The following is a 19536-nucleotide window of genomic DNA, read 5'->3' as shown; positions in this document are numbered from 1 at the left end:
GGTCAGGTCCAGGCGGAGGCGAGCAGGTCGCGGGTGTCGGTGAGAAGCTGCGGCAGGACCTTGGTACGCCCGATCACCGGCATGAAGTTGGCATCGCCGCCCCAGCGGGGCACCACGTGCTGGTGCAGGTGGGCGGCGATGCCGGCACCGGCGACGCCGCCCTGGTTCATCCCGATGTTGAACCCGTGCGCGCTGCTGACCCGCCGGACCACCCGCATCGCGGTCTGGGTCTGCGCGGCCAGCTCGGCGGTCTCCGCCGCGTCCAGCTCGCTGTAGTCGGCCACGTGCCGGTACGGGCACACCAGCAGGTGTCCCGGGTTGTACGGGTACAGGTTGAGCACCACGTACACCGTCTTGCCCCGGGCCACCACCAGGCTGTCGGCGCCCTGTCGGGAGGGGGCCAGGCAGAACGGACAGCCGGAAGGTTTCTCGTACCCCTCGTCCGGCTTGTCCTGCCCGGAGATGTAGGTCATCCGGTGCGGGGTCCAGAGCCGGTCCAACCCGTCCGGTGTCCCGGTCTCGTCGGCTGGAACGTCGGTTCCCGTGTGCTGCGCCGCCCCTGTCACACCGGTGATCCTACGGTCAGCGCAACCAGGTCCCGGCCCCCGCCCGTACCCGCCGGAAACGTAAGGAAGGGCCCCTTGTTAACGCTATGCGTTAACAAGGGGCCCTTCCTTACACCTCAGCTGGTGGGCTGCTCGGCTTCCTCGGTCACGGGCTCGGCGGCGGGGCCGGCGTTGACCCGGGAACGGACCACCTCGACCACGTGCGCCACCGCCTCGGCCAGCGGGATCCCGTTGCGCTGCGACCCGTCCCGGTAGCGGAAGGAGACCGAACCCGCCTCCACGTCCGAGTCACCGGCGATAGCCATGAACGGGATCTTCTGCTGCTGGGCGGTACGGATCTTCTTCTGCATCCGGTCGTCGGAGCTGTCCACCTCGGCCCGGATCCCCTCGGCGCGCAGCGCCTCGACGAAGTCGGCGAGATATCCGGTGTGCTCCTCGCGGATCGGGATGCCGACCACCTGCACCGGCGCCAGCCAGGCCGGGAACGCCCCGGCGTAGTGCTCGGTCAGCACCCCGAAGAACCGCTCGATCGAACCGAAGAGCGCGCGGTGGATCATGACCGGGCGCTGACGGCTGCCGTCAGATGCCTGGAACTCCAGGCCGAACCGCTCCGGCAGGTTGAAGTCGACCTGGATGGTGGACATCTGCCAGGTCCGGCCGATCGCGTCCTTCGCCTGGACCGAGATCTTCGGGCCGTAGAACGCCGCGCCGCCCGGGTCGGGCACCAGGTCCAGGCCGGACTCCTCGGCGGCCGACCGCAGCGCCTCGGTGGCCCGCTCCCAGTTCTCGTCGGTGCCGACCGACTTCTCCGGGTTACGGGTGGAGAGTTCGAGGTAGAAGTCGTCCAGGCCGTAGTCGCGCAGCAGGTCGAGCACGAAGCGCAGCAGCGACTTCAGCTCGCCGGCCATCTGCTCCTGGGTGCAGTAGATGTGCGCGTCGTCCTGGGTCATGCCCCGGACCCGGGTCAGGCCGTGCACCACGCCGGACTTCTCGAACCGGTAGACCGAGCCGAACTCGAACAGGCGCAGCGGCAGCTCACGGTAGGAGCGACCACGGGCCCGGTAGATCAGGTTGTGGAACGGGCAGTTCATCGGCTTGAGGTAGTAGTCCGCGCCCTCGACCGACATGGGCGGGTACATGCCGTCGGCGTACCACTGGAGGTGGCCCGAGGTCTCGAAGAGGTGTCCCTTGGTGATGTGCGGGGTGTTGACGAACTCGTACCCGGCCCGCTCGTGCCGCTGCCGGGAGTAGTTCTCCAGCTCCCGCCGGATGATCCCGCCCTTGGGGTGGAAGACCGCCAGGCCGGAGCCGATCTCGTCGGGGAAGCTGAACAGGTCGAGGTCCGAGCCGAGCTTGCGGTGGTCGCGACGCGCGGCCTCCTCCAGCAGCTTCAGGTACGCCTTGAGCGCGTCCCGGGTCGGCCAGGCGGTGCCGTACACCCGCTGGAGCTGCGGATTCTTCTCCGAACCGCGCCAGTACGCGGCGGCGGAGCGCATCAGCTTGAAGGCGCCGATCAGCCGGGTGTGGGGCAGGTGCGGCCCGCGGCAGAGGTCGGACCAGCAGACCTTGTCGGAGTTGACGTCCAGGTTGTCGTAGATGGTGAGGTCACCGGAGCCGACCTCCATCACCTCGCCCGCGTCCAGCCCGGAACCGCCGGACGAGTCGCCGGCCCCCTTGACCTCGATCAACTCCAGCTTGTAGGGCTCGTCGGCCAGTTCGGTACGGGCCTCGTCCAGGCTGGCGAAGCGGCGACGACGGAACCGTTGCCCGGACTTGACGATCTCCTGCATCCGCTTCTCGAGCTTGTCGAGATCCTCCGGCTGGAACGGCTTCGACACGTCGAAGTCGTAGTAGAAGCCGTTCTCGATCGGCGGCCCGATGCCGAGCTTCGCCTCCGGGAAGACGTCCTGGACGGCCTGGGCGAGCACGTGCGCGGTGGAGTGACGCAGCACGTTGAGCCCGTCCGGGGAGTCGAGGCTGACCGGCTCGACCTCGGTGTCGACCTCGGGGGTCCAGTCGAGGTCGCGCAGTTGACCGGTGCCGTCGGAGGCAACCTGCCGGACGACCACGATCGCCTTCGGGCCGGCTGCGGGCAGGCCTGCCGCGGCTACCGCGTCGGCCGCCGTGGTCCCGGCCGCGACGACGACCGGGTCAGCCACGACGGGGGTACGGGGTGCGGACACGGTTGACTCCTTCAATTAAGACAAAACGGGCAACGCCCTTGGATCGGCTATCCGATGCTATCGGTCCTGGATTTACGCCTCCCAGCGACGCGACCGCGGCGATAGATTGGCGCCGTGGCACCCTCGGACGTAGTCAGCGCACTACAGCGCAGGTACGAGACTTTTTTCGCCGCCCAACCGGCAATGCCGTTTGCGGTGGCGAACGCCGGTGCGCCGGCGCACGTATTCGGCACCGGTGACCCGAAGTTCACCATCACCATCAGCGACCCCCGGGGCGCGAAGGCCCTGGCCGGGCTGGACCAGTTCGGGGTCGCGGTCGCGTACCTCCAGGGCTGGCTCGACGTGGAGGGCGACCTCTCCGCGGCGCTACGGATGCGCGCCTTCTTCACCGACTTCCACCCGGTCGCCTGGGTGAGTCGCTTCCTCCCCGCGCTGGTACGGGGCCGCCGGGAGGACGACCGCCGCTCCATCTCACACCACTACGACGAGGACTCGGCCTTCTTCCTCACCTTCCTGGACAACCGGCACCGGTGTTACACCGAGGGTGTCTTCGCTTCCGACGACGAACCGCTCGAGGACGCGATGACCCGGAAGATGGACCTGGCGCTGGAGGCGATCGGGGTCGGCCCCGGCGATCACGTGCTGGAGGTCGGCGGCGGCTGGGGCGCGTTCTCCGAACACGCCGCCCGGCGCGGGGTGAACGTCACCACCACCACGCTCTCCAAGGAGTCCGAGCGCTACCTCGTCGACCTCTTCGAGCGGGAACGGCTGCCGGTCGAGGTGGTCCGCGAGCACATCTTCAACTACTCGCCGCACCGGCGCTTCGACGCGATCGTGAACATGGGCGTCACCGAGCACCTGCCCGACTACCGCACCACCCTGCGCAAGTACGCCGAACTGCTCCGGCCGGGCGGCCGGGTCTACCTGGACGCGCTGGCGATGCGGCGCAAGCACGCCGCCTCCACCTTCCTCAAGCGCTACATCTACCCCGGCGCCTCGGCGCCCCTGCTGCTGCACCAGTACCTCCGACACGTCGCCCGTTCGCCATTCGAACTACTCAGCGTCACCGACGACCGGCACAACTACTACCTGACCTGTCGGGAGTGGGCCAACCGGCTGGACGGCGCCCGGGACGAGATCGTGCACAACTGGGGAGAGCCGCTCTACCGCCGCTTCCGGCTCTTCCTGTGGGGGTCGGCCGCCGGCTTCGACACCGGTCTGGTCCAGGCGTACCGCTGGGTCCTCCGCCTCCCGTGAGCGTAAGGAAGGGCCCCTTGTTATCGCTTTCCGTATAGGAAGGGGCCCTTCCTAACCGCTGCGGCGGCGGGGACGGGGACGGGGACGGGGACGGGGACGGCGGGAGGGTGCGCGGTCAGGGGAGCCAGGCGGGGAGGGGTTCGCGAGCGGCGAGCCAGTCGGCGGGGACCCCGCCGGCGCCACCGAGCCCGGCGTACGCGGCGACGACGCCGCCGACGATCGCCGCTGTGGTGTCGACGTCGCCACCGGCTTCGACACAGGCGCGGACCGCGGCCGGATAGTCGTCCAGATACCTCGCGGCGACCCAGAGCGCGAACGGGACGGTGTCCTGGGCGCTCACCCGGCTGCCGTTGCCCAGTTCGTCGGCGACCTCGGCGCTCGTACGGTCACCGAGAGTGATCGCCCGGCGGATACCCCGGTAGACCTCCCCGGCGCTGTCGAGCGGGGCCGCCGCCGCGGCGAGGAACCGCTCGGGCTCGGGCCGGTCACCGGAGAGCCGGGCCCGGGCGGCCAGCGCGGCGGCGACCGCCACGGCCACCGCCGCGGCGATTCCCTCGGGGTGGGCGTGGGTCACCTCGGCCGACGCCGCCGCCTGCGCCGCCGCCCGCGCCGGGGAGTCACCGAAGTACGCACCGAGCGGCGCGACCCGCATCGCCGCACCGTTGCCGTACGACCCCTGCCCGTCGAAGGCCGCTGCTGCGGCGACCGGCCAGGGCGTACCGGCACGGATCAGTTCGAGTAGTTCGACGGCGCCCGCGCCGTACCGTCGGGCGGGGTCGTAGTGGGCGGCGAAGGCGGCGGCGAGCTCGTCCCGCTCGATCGCGCCGTGCCGGGCGAGGACGGCAAGGACCGAGCAGGCCATCTCGGTGTCGTCGCTCCACTGCCAGAGCGCGTCGGGCAGGCTGGTTCCCCAGGGCGCCACGCCGTGGCCGGGCACGAAGTGGCGACCGCCGAGGGCGTCTCCCACCGAGAGACCCGCCAAGCTGTCCCGAGCCAGGGCAAGCCGGGTGTCATCGACAAGTACGAAGGACATGGTACGGGGAGCATGCCGGCAAAAGGCACGTGGGCGCAACACGCCGCACTTGCCAGGGGCAGTACGGTCTTCACGTGGCCACGGTGCTCCTGGTCGAGGACGACCACGTCGTACGCGGCGCGATGCTGCGCTCCCTGGCTGACCGTGGGCATGCGGTGCATGCGGTCGGTACGGCTCTCGACGCCCTGCGCCGGGTCGCCGCCGAAACGCCCGACCTGGTGGTGCTCGACCTCGGTCTGCCCGACCTGGACGGTGCGGACGCGCTGCGCATGCTCCGCGGCATCACCGACGTCCCGATCATCATCGCCACCGCCCGGGACGACGAGCAGTCCGTGGTCCGCCTGCTCCGGGCCGGCGCCGACGACTACATGGTCAAGCCGTTCACCGGCGCGCACCTGGACGCCCGGATCACCACCGTGCTGCGCCGGGCCGGGCGGGCCAGCCGGACGGTGGCCCCCGCGGTGCACGAGGTCGGTGGGCTGCGGGTGGACGTGGGAGAGCGCAGCGCCCTGCTCGACGGGGTGCCGCTCGCGCTGACTCGCAAGGAATTTGACGTGCTGGCCTATCTCGCGGCGCGACCGGGCCGGGTAGTGTCCCGCCGGGAACTGTTGGAGGAGGTATGGCGTCAGCCATCAGTCGGCGAGGATCAGACAATCGACGTACATCTGTACTGGCTTCGTCGCAAACTGGGCGAGTCCGCAGCGAAACCCCGCTACCTGCGCACCGTGCGGGGGGTCGGGTTCCGGTTGGTGGTACCGGACTGAGGTTGGCGCTGGCCTATCTCGGGGCCGGCATGACCTCGATCGTCGCGCTCGCCTTCCTCGTTCCGCTCGGCCTGGCGTTGCAGCAGGAGGCGCGGGAGCACGCGCTCGCCGACGCGGGTAGACACGCCGCCGTAGTGGTGGGGGCGCTGGCCGCCGGGGCGGATCCGACCCGACTCACCCAGGTGATCGAGCAGTTCGACAGCGCCTCGGCCGAGCGGCCGGTGGTGCACGGGCTGGAGACCGGCGGCACGACCCACGCCAGCGAGGCTGACGTGGACCGGGCCAGGTCCGGTGGTGAGCTGGTCGTCGCCGACGTACCCGGCGGTGTGGTCCGGTTGGAGCCGGTGCAGCTCAACGACCAGGTCGCGGTGGTCGAGGTCTTCATCCCCGACGCCGCGCTGCAACCAGGGGCGGCCGGGCGCTGGCTCACGCTGATCGCCATCGCGGTCGGGCTGGTGGTGGTCTCGGTGATCGTGGTGGACCGGCTCGCGGCCCGTGCGGTCGCCTCCGCCCGTGGTCTGGTCGAGGCGGCGCTCGCGGTGGGCGACGGCGATCTGGAGGTACGGATCGAGCCGAGTGGCCCACGGGAGCTGGCCGAGGCCGGCTACGCCTTCAACCGGATGGCGGACCGGCTCGTCACCTCGCGTACGGACGAACGTGAACTTGTCGCCGACCTCTCCCACCGGCTGCGTACGCCCCTGACGGTGCTGCGGCTCGACGCGGACGCACTCGACTCCGACGACACCAGCGTCGGCTCGTTCAGCGAAGCGGAACTCGACCGGCGCCGGACGATCCGGCGGATCCGGCAGGCGATCGTCACCCTGGAGGGTGAGATCGACGTGCTGATCAACACCACCCGTAAGACGGTGGCGCAGGAGGCCGCGCCGGGCGTGTGCGACGTCAGCGAGGTGGTCCGGGACCGGATGGTCTTCTGGGCCGCGCTCGCCGGGGACCAGAACCGTCCGCACCGGATCAGCGGCGCCCAGCTTCGCATCCCCGTACCGGTGCCACGGGCGGAGCTGGCGGCGGCGCTCGACGCGGTGCTCGGCAACGTGTTCCGTTACACCCCGCAGGGGACCGCGTTCGAGGTGGCCGTCTCCCGACGGGACGGCTACATCGCGGTCCGGGTCGACGACGCCGGGCCGGGTATCGCCAACCCGGATCGCGCGTTGCGCCGGGGTGCGAGCGATCGGGGCTCCACCGGTCTGGGGCTGGACATCGCCCGACGGGTGGCGTTGCAGGCGAACGGTTCGGTCAGCATCGACCGGGCCCGGCTCGGCGGTGCCAGCGTGGTGATGCTGCTCGCCGACCCGGAGGCCATACCGCGTCAGGTGAGCCGGTTCGGGCTGGTCGGGCGGCTGGCCCGGGAACGCGACGGCAAGGGACGCCGACAGCCGAAACCCGGCGGTACGGGAAGCTGACCGGGCCGGCTCCGGCCGACGGGCGCCGGGCGCCGGGCGCCGGCCCGGCCCATGCTCGACCGCCTGCGGGCCGGTAAACCGCTGGACAGCAGGCAGGTCCGTGGCGATGGTGGGCGGTATGCGACAGGACGAGATCTGGAACGCCGACGCCGCCCGCCGCTATGACACGCCGGGCACCGGCATGTTCGCGCCCGAGGTCCTGGGGCCGACCGTGGACCGCCTGGCCGAGTTCGCCGGCGACGGAGCGGCGCTCGAGTTCGCCATCGGAACCGGCCGGGTGGCCGTCCCGCTCGCCGCGCGGGGTGTGCCCGTCACCGGCATCGAGCTGTCCCAGCCGATGATCGACCGACTGCGGACGAAGGCGGACGAGGCGGCGATCCGGGTGGTCGTCGGCGACATGGCGACCGCCGTCGCCCCGGGGACTTACACGCTCGTCTACCTCGTCTACAACACCGTCGCCAACCTGCTCACCCAGGCCGAGCAGGTCGCCTGTTTCCGCAACGCCGCCCGTCATCTCGCACCGGGCGGCCGGTTCGTGATCGAGCTCTGGGTGCCTGAGCTGCGTAAGCTCCCACCCGGCCAGCAGGCCATGGTCTGGCATTGCGAGCCCGGCTACATCGGCCTGGACACCTACGACGTGCTGCACCAGCACGTGGTGTCGCACCACTTCAGGTTCGACGACAGCACGCAGGCGCGGTTGTCCCGCACCCCGCACCGCTACATCTGGCCGGCGGAGCTGGACCTGATGGCCGAGTTGGCCGGGTTCGAGCTGGAGTCCAGGCATGCGGACTGGGCCGGGTCCGACTTCACCGCCGAATCGCGTTCCCACGTCTCGGTGTACCGCACCCCGCCGGGAGATCAGCCCGGTCCGCGCTGACCCTCCACAAGGGATCGTGGCCGTTACACCACTGTGGAACGTGCTCTCGGGCCACGGTTCCGCGCAACAGGCAAGAAATCTTCAAGTTCAGCTTAGGTCTGGATTAATCCCGTGATCGAGGCGGATCGCCGATGGCAGGATTGGCACCGATCCCATCCAGTTCCGCCGGACTACCACCAGTTTCCCCATCCTGGTCCGGCGGGAGTCGTGCGCGCGGCGGGACTCGGTCCCCCACACCCGTCCCGTCGCGCGCGCCAGCCCGAGCAGGAAGGTGGGTCCGGCCCCCACCGGCCCTGCCTCACCGGCGACGCTCCGGTGCCGGGCGCCGATCCCCTGGTCGGCGTGGCACCGCGAGCCGCCCCCGTACGCTGGCCCGGCACGGCCGCCCGCAGCACCCCGTGCCGGGCCAGCTCCTTCTCCCCCGATTTCCGTCTTCGCTCGGCAAAACCGTTTCGTCCGGAAGGCGGCGGGGAATCCGTCGCCCTGTTGCCGACCTGACAAGCCGTCCCCCGACCGGGCGACCGCTCCCGACCCGGTGGTCCGTCACCCGGCGGGTGCCGGACCAGCTAACAGCGACCCGAGGCCCACGGCAGCCTCGACGGTCGCCAGCCGAGAAAGTCACCGCCATGCCATCACCTCCCGCGCGAGGCCAGGCACAGGAGAGCCTGCTCACGGTCGTGATCGCGTTCGCCGCAAACCTCCTGGTCGCGACCGCCAAGACGGCCGCCGCGCTGGTCACCGGCTCCGCCTCGCTGGTGGCCGAAGCCGCCCACTCCTGGGTCGACACCGCCAACCAGGTCTTCCTGCTCGTCGCGGAACGCCGTTCCCAGCGCCCCCGCGACGTCCGTCACCCCCAGGGTTACGGCAAGGAGGCGTACGTCTGGTCGATGATCGCCGCGTTCGGACTCTTCACCGCCGGCGCCGTGCTCTCCGTACAGCACGGCATCCAGGAGCTGCTCGCGCCGGAACCCGCCGGCGACTACCCGGTGGCGTACGTCGTACTCGCGGTCTCCGCGGTCATCGAGGGTGTCTCGTTCGTACGGGCGTACCAGCAGGCCCGCCGGCTCGCCCACGAACGCAACACGGGCACGCTCGAACACGTCATCGCGACCTCCAACCCCACCCTGCGGGCCGTCTTCGCCGAGGACTCGGCTGCGATGGTCGGGCTTGTCCTCGCATTCCTCGGTGTGCTGCTGCACCAGCTGACCGGGTCACCGCTCTTCGACGCCCTCGGCTCGATCCTGATCGGCGTGATGCTCGGCGTCGTCGCGATCATCCTGATCGACCGCAACCGCCGGTTCCTGGTCGGTCAGGCCATCGACGACGCGACCCGGCAATTGATCGTGGAGCAACTCCTGCTCCGCCCGGACGTCGACCGGGTGACCTACCTGCACATGGAGTACGTGGGGCCGGACCGGCTCTTCGTCGTCGCGGCGGTCGACCTCGCCGGCAACGAACCCGAGGACCGGCTGGCGCTGAGCCTGCGCCGGCTCGAGCAGGACATGGAACGCCATCCGAATGTCGCCGAGGCGGTGCTGACGCTCTCCGCACCGGGGGACGAGGAGCCGCGAGCGGTGCGGTGAGCAGGACACGTCGGCCGAGCCCGTACCGGCCGGCCCTGGACGGCTCGCGGGGCCGCCCGACGGCGCTCGGCGGCGCGTCCGGCCGACCCCGGTCGACCCCGCTGGGCGGCCGACCGGGGGTCGTGGTTCAGCCGACCGCAGAGGCCAGGTAACCGTTGATCTCGGCGATGATCCGCGCCTGCTCGGGTGCCGGCAGGAACGAGGCGGTGACCGCGTCGACGGCGAGTGCGGCCACCCCGTCCGGGCCGAGGCCGAGCAGGTTGGCCGCGACCGCGTACTCCTGTTCGAGCGTGGTGCCGAACATCGGCGGGTCGTCCGAGTTGATGGTGACCAGCACCCCGGCGTCGACCAGGGTCGGCAGCGGGTGTTCGTCGATGCTCCGGACGGCACGGGTGCGCAGGTTCGAGGTCGGGCAGACCTCCAGCGGGATCCGCCGTTCGGCCAGGTGTTCCAGCAGCCGGGGGTCCTGCGCGGCGGAGATTCCGTGCCCGATCCGTTCCGCGCCGAGTTCGCGCAGCGCGTCCCAGATGGTCTCCGGACCGGTGGTCTCCCCCGCGTGCGGTACGGACCGCAGTCCGGCCGCGCGGGCCTGGTCGAAGTAGGGCTTGAACTGGGGCCGGGGCACGCCGATCTCCGGTCCGCCGAGACCGAAGCTGACCAGGCCGTCAGGGCGCTCGTCCAACGCGATGCGCAGCGTCTGCTCGGCGGCCGGGAGCCCCGCCTCGCCGGGGATGTCGAAGCACCAGCGCAACTCGATGCCGAGTTCGACCGCCGCCGCCTTGCGGGCGTCCTCGATCGCCTCGCAGAACGCCCGCGCCGGGATTCCCCGCCGCACGTGCGAGTACGGGGTGATGGTCAGTTCGGCGTACCGGACCTCCTGCCGGGCGAGTTCGCGGGCCACCTCGTAGGTGAGGATCCGGACGTCGTCGGGGTCCCGGATCAGGTCGACGACGCTCAGGTAGATCTCGACGAAGTGGGCGAAGTCGCGGAAGGCGAAGTAGTCCGCGAGGGCGGCCGGGTCGGCTGGCACCGGGGTACGCCCCTCGTGCCGGGCGGCCAGTTCGGCCACGATCCGGGGGGAGGCGGAACCGACGTGGTGCACGTGCAGTTCCACCTTGGGCAGTCCGGCGATGAAGGCCGACAGATCGGTCACGGGTTCTCCCTAACTGCGGGTCGCTGATCCGCCACGGCACGCGCACCGGTCTGGGCGACGAAGAAGTGGCGGCGGAACGGGAAGTACACCAGACCGTCCCGAACCGGGTACGCCTCGGCGAGCTGGGCGCCGAGCGTGGCCCGGAAGTCGGCCCAGGCCGGGGTGTCACCGCCCAGGCTCGCCCGGACCGGGCGCAGGGCGGTCCCCTCCATCCAGGTCAGCGCTGGATGGTCGGCGGCCTGGTCGGCCGGGAGCAGGTGCACGTAGGTAGTTTCCCAGGCGTCCACCGCGCAGCCTGCCCCGGTCAGCAGGGCGGCGTAACCGATCGGGTCGGAGACGGGCGCCGACCGGAGCAGCGGCACCAGCCGCTCCCGCCACCGGGGGTCCTCGGCGACGGCGCGCAGGGCACGATGTGAGGCGGCGTCGAAGTTTCCCGGCACCTGGACCGCGAGCCACGCCCCGGCGGGCAACTGGGCGGCCCAGCGGACCAGCAACTCCTCGTGTCCGGGCACCCACTGGAGTACGGCGTTGGAGACGACCACGTCGACGGTCGGGTCCGGGACCCAGTCGCGTACGTCGCCGACGGCGAACTCGATGCCGGACCCCAGTTCGAGCGCCTTGTCGATCATCTCGGGTGACGAGTCGAGTCCGGTGACCCGAGCCTGTGGCCAGCGCTGTGCCAGGGTCGTGGTGAGGTTGCCCGGTCCGCAGCCGAGATCGACCACGGTCCTCGGTGCGCTGGCGGGGAGCCGGGCGAGCAGGTCGTGGAAGGGGCGGGCGCGTTCGTCCCGGTAGCGCAGGTATCTGCTCGGATCCCACATGGCAATCTCCAAACCGTACGTACGTTTTGTTTAGCATAGGGGCACCACGGCCCGCTCCCCCAACCGGGAGGACTAGGCTCCTGCTGTGAAAAAGCGAAGCTTCCCCCGATTGGGGCGTGAGGTCGGTGTGGTCGGGCTCGGTGCCTGGCAACTCGGTGCCGACTGGGGCAACGTCAGCGAGGACGATGCCCTCGAAATCCTCGCCACGGCGGTGGACGGCGGGGTCACCTTCCTCGACACCGCCGACGTGTACGGCGACGGACGCAGCGAACAGCTGATCGGCCGCTTCCTCCGGGAGCGCCCCAACGCCGGGCTGACCGTGGCGACCAAGATGGGCCGTCGGGTGCCGCAGACCCCCGAGGCGTACACCCTGGACAACTTCCGGGCCTGGACCGACCGGTCCCGGACCAACCTCGGGGTGGACCGGCTGGACCTGGTCCAGCTGCACTGCCCGCCCACCGTGGTCTTCTCCACCGACGCCGTCTACGACGACCTCGACACCCTGGTCGAGGAGAAGCGGATCAGCGCGTACGGGGTCAGTGTGGAGACCTGCGACGAGGCCCTCGCCGCGATCGCCCGCCCCGGGGTGGCGAGCGTCCAGATCATCCTCAACGCGTTCCGGCTCAAGCCCCTGGAGCAGGTGCTGCCGGCGGCCGAGGCCGCCGGGGTCGGCATCATCGCCCGGGTCCCGCTCGCCAGTGGCCTGCTCTCCGGCAAGTACGACGAACGGACCACGTTCGGTGCCGACGACCACCGCAACTACAACCGGCAGGGGCAGGCGTTCGACGTCGGAGAGACCTTCTCCGGAGTGGACTTCAGCGTCGGCCTGGAGGCCGTACGGCGTCTGCTGCCGCTGGTCCCCGTGGGCGCGACGATGGCCCAGTTCGCACTCCGCTGGGTGATCGACCAGCAGGGCGTCACCGTGGTCATCCCCGGCGCCCGTAACCCCGCGCAGGCTCTCGGCAACGTCGCGGCGAACGATCTGGCACCGCTGCCGGCGGAGACGCTGGCCGGTGTGAACGCGGTCTACGACGATCTGATCCGGCCCCAGGTGCACGACCGTTGGTGACCCACTGACGCATCGAGCCCCGCGACCATCGCTGGCCGCGGGGCTCGACGTCGATCCGGTGATGGATCAATTACTGGGCCGGCGGCGGCCGGCCGTCACTGATTCAGATGGGGCGGACCTGCTCAGCCTGCGGGCCCTTCTGGCCCTGAGCGATCTCGAACTCCACCCGCTGGTTCTCCTCCAGCGTGCGGTAGCCGCTGGACTGGATCGCCGAGAAGTGGACGAACACGTCAGCACCCCCGCCGTCGACGGTGATGAAGCCGAAGCCCTTGTCTGCGTTGAACCACTTCACGGTTCCCTGCGCCATGTGTATCTCCTTCTAAACTGGCGGCCGAGCACGCCGTGCGGCCGGTTGGCCGTTTTCGAGCAGCGGCGCCTGAGGCGGCCCCCACGAAGGGAGACTTCTCACACCCCGCTGTCTCTAACAGCGGGGAACAGCAAACCACGTACGCAAAAACTTCGCACAGCCTACCCGACGAAATTCTCCGACATGTGACCTGAACGGCCGCTACTTCTTCGGCGAACCATCGATGGCAGGCAGCGTCCGACCACCACGGTTACCAGTGGTGGCGGGCATATCGGGGGCCAATACCGAGAGCGATCCGCGCTGTACCTAACGGACAGTCGCAAGGGGTGTATCGGTCACTGCGGCCAGGATCCGGTGAGCCGCCGTACGCCGATCGCACCGCCCCGGTCGACGGCGGCGCGGACCACCGCGAAGATCGCCCCCTGCAACGCCGCGGCGGCCAGGATCTCGACCCAGCCGCGCTCCTCGTCGGTCGCGTCCGGCGCCTCGCCGTCGCCCGCCGTCACCTTCCAGACCTGCCGGAACAGCGCCCCGGCCAGCACACCCGCGCCCATGCCGAGCAGGATGCCGACCGGACGGTACGCGGCGCGGCCGATTCCCCTGCTCATCGTTGCCTCTGCCGCAGCACCAGGACCACGATCGCGGCCGCCACCGCAGCCGCGGCGAGCACGCCGGCAGCCCACGGCACCGGCCTACGCCGGACCGCCTGGTTCACCTCCGACACCGACGAGCGGGCCTCGCCGACCCGCTCCCCGGCCTGCGCCCGCACCGCGCCCGTGACGTGCGCGGCCTGCCCCCGCAGGCGGCCGGTCACCTGGCTGGCGGAACCCTTGATACGGGCCTTCACATCCGCCTTGGCGGCAAGCGCCTGGACCGTCTCGGCCAACTCCGCCCGGGTCTGCCGGATATCCTCTCGCAACGCTTCGTGATCGCCACTGCCATTACTCATCGTCATGGCTGTCCCCTGTCCTTCACCGCTGCGGCAACCGTGTCGACATCGGCGCGCATGCTTTTGACCGCCGCTGTGGGGACCGGCGGCACCGCCCGGGTGACCTGTCGCTTGCCGATCAGGGCGAGCAGCCCGGCGCCGAGGAAGAGCGCTCCGGCGATGACAAGGGCCGCCGCCCAGGCCGGCAGGACCACGTCCAGCGCCAGGATCGCCGTGACGACCAGGGCCCCGAGCCCGTAAAAGGCCAGTGCCCCGCCACCGCCGAAGAGGCCCACGCCGATGCCGGCGTGCTTGCCCTTCTGGGTGAGTTCGGCGCGGGCCAGCGTCAGCTCGTCGCGGACCAGCCTCGACACCTGCTCGGTCGCGCGCTGCACCAACTCGGCGACCGACTGCTCGGCCACCGGTCGGGTTACCTTGCCGTCGCGCAGGTCGGCCATGGTGTCCTCCTATCCGCGTGCCCGACCTGTATGCCCCGACCTGGCCCTGGTCAATCCTCCGCCCACAAACTTTTCCCCCCACCGCCGACCAGGGGTGAAGGAAGGGCCCCTTGTTATCGCATTCGGTAGAGGAAGGGGCCCTTCCTAACCCTTGGGCGGGCCGGCGTCACCGTTGCGGGGGCCGAGGTCGGCACCGTTGAGGTGGCCGGCGGGAGGGCCGGGGTCGACCGGTTCGTCGGGGCCGACAAACGTGCTGCTGCGCGCGTCGCCGTCGTCGCTACCACCGAAGACGCGGGCGTCGTCCGGTGCCTCGGCCGCGGAGGCCGACCTGCCCCGACCGGTCGTCGACACGTCCAACCAGTCGAACCCGCCGCTGGCGCCGCCAACCTCGGCCCGGGTACGGGGCAGGGCGATCGGACGCTGGTCCCGGATCCAGGCGACCAGGTGCTCGCGGACCAGACAGCGCAGGTCCCAGAGGCTCGGCGCGTCGGCGGCGCTGACCAGCGCCCGTACCCGGACCAGACCGCCCACCGCGTCGGTGACCTGGAGTACGCAGACCCGCCCGTCCCAGAGCTCCGTACCCTCGACCAGCCGGCGCAGTTCCTCGCGCATCAACTGGACCGGTACCGACCAGTCCACGTCGAACTCCGCCGTGCCGAGCACCGCCGCCTTGGTCCGGGTCCAGTTCTGGAACGGCTTGCTGGTGAAGTAGGAGGTCGGCAGGATCAGCCGCCGGTCGTCCCAGATCTGGACCACCACGTAGCTGAGGGTCAGCTCCTCGATCCGTCCCCACTCCCCCTCGACCACCACCACGTCGTCGAGGCGTACCGCGTCGCTGAAGGCGAGCTGGATGCCGGCGAAGACGTTGCCGAGCACGGTCTGTGCGGCCAGTGCCGCGACCACACCGATCACACCGGCCGAGGCGAGCACGCTGGCGCCGACGCCGCGCACGCTGGGAAAGGTCATCAGCGTGGCACCGAGGGCGAGTACGACGATCACCGCGATGGTGACCCGGCGCAGCATCACCACCTGGGTCTTGATCCGCCGGGCCTGCCGGTTGTCCGGTACGTCGGTCCGGAACCGGGCCAGCGCGGTGTCCTCGGCGGCGAGCAGTACCGCACCCACCAGCCAGGCGGCGCCGGCGATCGTGCCGAGGACCAGCACGTGCAGCAGCGCATGCCGCCATTCGGCGTCCTCGGCGTAACCGGTGCTGTGGCGGAGCCCGACCTGCACGGCGAAGATGGTTCCGGCGACCTGGAAGGGCCGGTGGCCGTGCTCGGCCAGTTCGATCAGGAGCAGTGACCGCCGGCCCAGCCAGTGCATGGCGCGGTAGAGCACCTCGGCCACGAGGAGGGCGATCGCCGCGGCGCCCAGTCCGGTGGCGATCGTCTCGGCGTATTCCGGCACAACTTTCTCCCCTGGGCCGGACCGGGGTCCCGCGTACAGGTGACCGGTGCTCCGCGCGGGCCGGCGATCAGGCGCCGACCCACGGGGAAACACCGGTCAGGTGGTACGGGTCCCAAGGTCACATGCGGTAGATAGCGAGATTGCGCAAAATAGCCAGTTCTATCCGGCTTAAACGTTGCGGTACCGGGCCTGCACGAAACAGAACGCACCGAACGCGGCGATGCCGAGCGCGACCAGGGAGAGCAACAGGGTGCCGTACGACTGCTCGCGCAGCGTGTGCAGCGCGGCGTCCAGCCCCCGGGCCCGGTCCGGGTCGTACGTCACGGCGGCAGTCAGGACCAGCAGGCCGGCGATGCCGTACGCGACGCCCTTGGCGCTGTAGCCGGCGACACCCAGTCGGCGGCTCAGGATCCGGGTCTTCGGGCTCATCTGGCCGGTCATCAGGTGCTTCTCGAAGCGCTTCTTCACCCCGTAGACCACCAGGCCGACGCCGAGGGCGGCGAGCGCGAGCCCGGCCACGCCGACCAGCCAGCGGCCACCCGACGAGGCCATCAGCTCCTCGGTGAGCGCCTGTTGCTTGTCCGCGCTGGAGGAGTTGGCGTGGCTGAAGACCTGGTACGCGGTCCACGCGAAGTAGAGGTAGACGAGAGTACGGCCGGCGGAGGCGAGCCGTTCGAAGATCCGCTCGCGGCCCTGGTCCCCGGTGTGCCCGATGGCGGCCTCGAACGCCTGCCAGACCGCCATCGCCAGCAGGCCGATCCCGATCGCGATCACCAGGAACCCGCCCAGAGGCTGTTCGGCCAGGGTACGCAGGGCACCGGACTGGTCACCGTCGTCGGCGGCCGTACCGAAGGCGATCTGGAGCGCCAGCCAGGCGAAGAGAAGGTGGACGATTCCGTAGCCGACGAATCCGGCCCGGGCCAGGGCGGCCAGGGCGGGGCTGTTCGCGGCTCGGGACGCGGCTCGGGAGGCGGTGGCTTCGACACCGCGGGTCATCGACATGGACGTGTCATTGACCGGCCGGCATGATTTCCAAACCCCTGCCCGGCCGTTGCGGCCCGGTCCACGCAGGCCCTGGCCGGTGGCAGCCGGGGTGACCCCGACCGCCACCGCACGCCTGAGCGGACGTACCGGGTCGGATCAGCGGCCGATCCGTACCACGACCTCGGTGTCGGTGACGCTCTGCAGGGTCACCGCCATCCCACCGACCTCGGTGGCCTGCTGACCCGTGGTGAGGGTGAGCTGTTCCCCGGCGACCTCGATGGTCACCTGTTCGCCCTCGGCCTTGACCAGCCTGGCGTTCACGCCGAAGATCGAGGCGTTGGCCTCGACCCCCTGCTTGAAGGTGACCGTGCACTGGTCGATCCCACAGTCGGTGTCGGCGCCATCGGAACTACAGCCGGCGAGCAGCGCGGCACCGAGTGCGAGACCGGCGGCGAGACCGGCGATGCGTCGGACATTCGTCATTCTGGGATACCTGCGGGGGATATTCACCCCACCAAGGGTACGAGAGCAATGCGACCAACCTCATTCCCCGTGCTGGTCCCGGACCGGTTATCGTCCCGGACATGCCGTACGACATCGCCCGGGTCCGGGCCGCCTACCCCGCTCTCGCCGAGGGCTTCCTGCACTTCGACGCGGCCGGGGGTAGCCAGGTCGCGGCCGGGGTCGCCGACGCGGTGGCGGAGACGATGCGGAGCGCGGTGGCGAACCGGAGCACCGCCAACGTAGCGGGGCAACGGGCGTACCAACTGGTCGCCCAGGCGCGGGCTGCCATCGCCGACCTGGTCGGCGGGGTGCCCGAGGGCGTGGTCTTCGGACCGAGCGCGACCGCGTTGACGTACACCGTGGCGCGGGCAGTGGCGCGGACCTGGCGGCCCGGCGACGAGGTGGTCCTCTCCCAGCTCGACCACGACGCGAACGTGCGCCCGTGGGTGCAGTCGGCCGAGGCGGCCGGCGCGACCGTACGTTGGGCGCGGTTCGACCCGGCCAGCGGTGAACTTCCGACCGACCAGTACGTGGACCTGGTCACCGAGCGGACCCGGCTGGTCGCGGTGACCGGGGGCAGCAACGCGCTCGGCACGATCCCGGACGTACCGGCGATCGCCAAGCTGGCGCACGCGGCCGGCGCCCTCGTCTACGTCGACGGGGTGCACGCCGCCCCGCATGCCCCGACCGACCTGGCCGAACTCGGTGCCGACTTCTTCGTGACCAGCGCCTACAAGTGGTCCGGCCCGCACCTGGCCTCGGTCGTCGCGGCACCGGAGGTCTGGGAGCCGCTGCGTCCGGCGAAGTTGATCCCGTCGCCGGACGGGGTGCCGGACCGGTTCGAGGCGGGCACGCCGAGCTTCGCGATGCTCGCCGGGGTCCGGGCCGCGGTCGACCACCTGGCGGACCTGGGTCGCCTGGCCGGCCTGCCGGACGCCGATGCCGGCGACCGCCGGTCGCGGTTGCGGACCAGCCTGAACGCGGTGCGGACGTACGAGGAGTCGGTCTTCGACCGGCTACTGACCGGGCTGGCCACGCTGGACTCGGTGACCGTCTACGGTTCGCCCCGGCACCGCTGGCCGACGGTCTCCTTCCGGGTCGCGGGCCAGACGCCGGGCGAGACGGCGGCGGCACTCGGCACGCTGGGCATCTGCGTTTCCGCCGGTGACTACTACGCGTACGAATACTTCCAGGCGATGGGGCTGCGCGAGTCCGGTGGCGCGGTCCGGGCCAGCGTCTACCACTACAACACGGTCGACGAGGTGGACCGGCTGCTGCACGAGCTGGAGCGGCTGGGCTCGCGCGGCTGAGCCGAGACCACGGAGCTGTCAGACCGCGTGTTCCGGGGCGGGTAGTTCGGTGAAGGGGAACCGCAGCCGGAAGTCCGGCCAGCGCACGGTGAGGCGTACCCGCTCGTCCCGGTCGCGCCAGTCCAGACCGAGGTCGGCGATCTCGCCGAGGTCGCCGAGGGCCTGGCGGGTCTGCTCCACCGACAGTCCCGCCTGTTCGGCCAGGCCGGTGACGCTGGTGCTGACTATCCGGCGCCGCCAGCGCCGCCGGGTACGCTGCGCGAGCTGACGGACCGCGATGGCGAGTAGCACCGCCCGGTCGTCGCGCTGCGCGCGCGCCTCGAGTTCACGTTCCTCGAAGGAGAGCGGGAGTACGTCCAGCGGATCCCGTTCGAGCCGTGGGCGGATCCACGGGTCGTCGGCGTCGCTGTCGTGGTCCAACTCGAACAGGCCGAACCCGGTCAGGCAGGGCAGTAGTTCGCCGACGGTGTGCGGCACCGGCAGGTCTCGACGGCGGCACATCTCGGCGAAGAGTTCGATCCGGGCGCCGCGTACCTCGACCATCCAGTCGTAGTGCTCACGGGCGTGCAACTCGGCGTGGGCGGCTTCCCGACGGGGGTGGCGGTGCCGGGAGCGGGTCACCCAGTCCTCCACGTCGCCGGGATCGCACCAGAGCGCGTCGTCCCAGGGCACGAGGTCGTTCCAGGCTGAGCGGCGGAACGGCACCGACTGGGGGACGACGGTCAGGTAGACAAAGGAGCAGGGAAGCCAGCGGATCCAGGACGGCATCAGCGCGGCCCGCTGCCAGCGGGGGGTCACCGGACGGAGGATACCGCGACTCGACGTGAAGATGGGGGCACCCTTCGTGAAGACTGGACCCATTCCGTTATGGAGGGTCGCCGATCGGAGTGGACACACCTGCGCTCCCGGAC

19 protein-coding genes and 1 pseudogene are annotated in these 19536 nt (G+C 70.8%); 7 read left to right on the top strand and 13 right to left on the bottom strand.

The window, feature by feature from the left end; translation table 11 throughout:
* Positions 1-2: 2 nt before the first annotated feature.
* Together BDK92_RS29635 and thrS are read right to left on the bottom strand one after the other, a co-directional pair.
* Positions 3-566, bottom strand: a complete 564-nt coding sequence (locus tag BDK92_RS29635) for an HIT family protein (protein ID WP_121159687.1) — start codon at positions 564-566, stop codon at positions 3-5.
* A 116-nt stretch (positions 567-682) separates the two neighbouring features.
* Positions 683-2749, bottom strand: a complete 2067-nt coding sequence (thrS, locus tag BDK92_RS29630; protein WP_121159685.1) for a threonine--tRNA ligase — start codon at positions 2747-2749, stop codon at positions 683-685.
* 114 nt (positions 2750-2863) lie between these two features.
* Between thrS and BDK92_RS29625 the strand changes: the two genes are divergently transcribed.
* Complete coding sequence (locus BDK92_RS29625; RefSeq protein ID WP_246017317.1) at positions 2864-4006, top strand: class I SAM-dependent methyltransferase; 1143 nt, start codon at positions 2864-2866, stop codon at positions 4004-4006.
* A 115-nt stretch (positions 4007-4121) separates the two neighbouring features.
* On the opposite strand, the gene BDK92_RS29620 is transcribed toward BDK92_RS29625, so the two are convergent.
* On the bottom strand, positions 4122-5039 hold the full coding sequence (locus BDK92_RS29620; RefSeq protein ID WP_121159682.1) for an ADP-ribosylglycohydrolase family protein: 918 nt from the start codon (positions 5037-5039) through the stop codon (positions 4122-4124).
* A gap of 74 nt (positions 5040-5113) precedes the next feature.
* Between BDK92_RS29620 and BDK92_RS29615 the strand changes: the two genes are divergently transcribed.
* The 4 genes from BDK92_RS29615 (at position 5114) to BDK92_RS29600 (ending at position 9684) form a co-directional block, all read left to right on the top strand.
* Positions 5114-5803 carry a response regulator transcription factor gene (locus BDK92_RS29615; protein WP_121159681.1) on the top strand — a complete coding sequence of 230 codons (690 nt, stop codon included), beginning with the start codon at positions 5114-5116 and terminating at the stop codon, positions 5801-5803.
* A 29-nt stretch (positions 5804-5832) separates the two neighbouring features.
* Complete coding sequence (locus BDK92_RS29610) at positions 5833-7224, top strand: HAMP domain-containing sensor histidine kinase (RefSeq protein ID WP_211349685.1); 1392 nt, start codon at positions 5833-5835, stop codon at positions 7222-7224.
* 118 nt (positions 7225-7342) lie between these two features.
* On the top strand, positions 7343-8101 hold the full coding sequence (locus BDK92_RS29605) for a class I SAM-dependent methyltransferase (protein ID WP_121162706.1): 759 nt from the start codon (positions 7343-7345) through the stop codon (positions 8099-8101).
* A 626-nt stretch (positions 8102-8727) separates the two neighbouring features.
* The gene (locus tag BDK92_RS29600; protein WP_121159679.1) at positions 8728-9684 is read left to right on the top strand and encodes a cation diffusion facilitator family transporter; all 957 of its coding nucleotides are present in this window, start codon (positions 8728-8730) and stop codon (positions 9682-9684) included.
* A 127-nt stretch (positions 9685-9811) separates the two neighbouring features.
* On the opposite strand, the gene BDK92_RS29595 is transcribed toward BDK92_RS29600, so the two are convergent.
* Both BDK92_RS29595 and BDK92_RS29590 read right to left on the bottom strand, forming a co-directional pair.
* Positions 9812-10837 carry an adenosine deaminase gene (locus BDK92_RS29595; RefSeq protein ID WP_121159677.1) on the bottom strand — a complete coding sequence of 342 codons (1026 nt, stop codon included), beginning with the start codon at positions 10835-10837 and terminating at the stop codon, positions 9812-9814.
* Positions 10834-11658 (bottom strand): trans-aconitate 2-methyltransferase, encoded by an 825-nt coding sequence (locus BDK92_RS29590; protein ID WP_121159676.1) that lies wholly within the window; start codon positions 11656-11658, stop codon positions 10834-10836. The genes BDK92_RS29595 and BDK92_RS29590 overlap by 4 nt, the downstream gene beginning before the upstream one ends.
* Before the next feature lie 85 nt (positions 11659-11743).
* On the opposite strand from BDK92_RS29590, the gene BDK92_RS29585 reads away from it, so the two are divergent.
* Complete coding sequence (locus BDK92_RS29585; RefSeq protein WP_121159674.1) at positions 11744-12727, top strand: aldo/keto reductase; 984 nt, start codon at positions 11744-11746, stop codon at positions 12725-12727.
* 103 nt (positions 12728-12830) lie between these two features.
* Here the strand turns inward: BDK92_RS29585 and BDK92_RS29580 are convergent, their stop codons facing one another.
* The 7 genes and pseudogenes from BDK92_RS29580 to BDK92_RS29550 form a co-directional block, all read right to left on the bottom strand.
* Positions 12831-13034 (bottom strand): cold-shock protein, encoded by a 204-nt coding sequence (locus BDK92_RS29580; RefSeq protein ID WP_091424054.1) that lies wholly within the window; start codon positions 13032-13034, stop codon positions 12831-12833.
* 335 nt (positions 13035-13369) lie between these two features.
* On the bottom strand, positions 13370-13642 hold the full coding sequence (locus tag BDK92_RS29575) for a DUF4235 domain-containing protein (protein ID WP_121159673.1): 273 nt from the start codon (positions 13640-13642) through the stop codon (positions 13370-13372).
* Positions 13639-13989, bottom strand: coding sequence for a DUF3618 domain-containing protein (locus tag BDK92_RS29570; RefSeq protein WP_121159672.1), 351 nt, complete (start codon positions 13987-13989; stop codon positions 13639-13641). Before BDK92_RS29570 ends, BDK92_RS29575 begins: the two co-directional genes overlap by 4 nt.
* Positions 13986-14420 (bottom strand): phage holin family protein, encoded by a 435-nt coding sequence (locus BDK92_RS29565; protein WP_121159670.1) that lies wholly within the window; start codon positions 14418-14420, stop codon positions 13986-13988. Before BDK92_RS29565 ends, BDK92_RS29570 begins: the two co-directional genes overlap by 4 nt.
* A 222-nt stretch (positions 14421-14642) precedes the next feature.
* Positions 14643-15827, bottom strand: a pseudogene (locus tag BDK92_RS29560) (mechanosensitive ion channel family protein); the annotation flags it as partial.
* 168 nt (positions 15828-15995) lie between these two features.
* Positions 15996-16829 (bottom strand): DUF1206 domain-containing protein, encoded by an 834-nt coding sequence (locus BDK92_RS29555; RefSeq protein ID WP_121159669.1) that lies wholly within the window; start codon positions 16827-16829, stop codon positions 15996-15998.
* A 138-nt stretch (positions 16830-16967) separates the two neighbouring features.
* Entirely contained in the window at positions 16968-17294 is a 327-nt protein-coding gene (locus tag BDK92_RS29550; protein WP_121159667.1) for a hypothetical protein, read from the bottom strand.
* A 101-nt stretch (positions 17295-17395) separates the two neighbouring features.
* On the opposite strand from BDK92_RS29550, the gene BDK92_RS29545 reads away from it, so the two are divergent.
* Positions 17396-18625, top strand: coding sequence for a cysteine desulfurase-like protein (locus BDK92_RS29545; RefSeq protein WP_121159666.1), 1230 nt, complete (start codon positions 17396-17398; stop codon positions 18623-18625).
* Between the two features lie 18 nt (positions 18626-18643).
* Here the strand turns inward: BDK92_RS29545 and BDK92_RS29540 are convergent, their stop codons facing one another.
* Entirely contained in the window at positions 18644-19423 is a 780-nt protein-coding gene (locus BDK92_RS29540; protein ID WP_147457154.1) for a DUF6042 family protein, read from the bottom strand.
* Positions 19424-19536: the final 113 nt, after the last annotated feature.

Source organism: Micromonospora pisi (assembly GCF_003633685.1).
Classification (GTDB): domain Bacteria; phylum Actinomycetota; class Actinomycetes; order Mycobacteriales; family Micromonosporaceae; genus Micromonospora_G; species Micromonospora_G pisi.
Note: the sequence above shows the minus strand (reverse complement) of the source record. Positions and strands in the feature narration are given on the sequence as shown.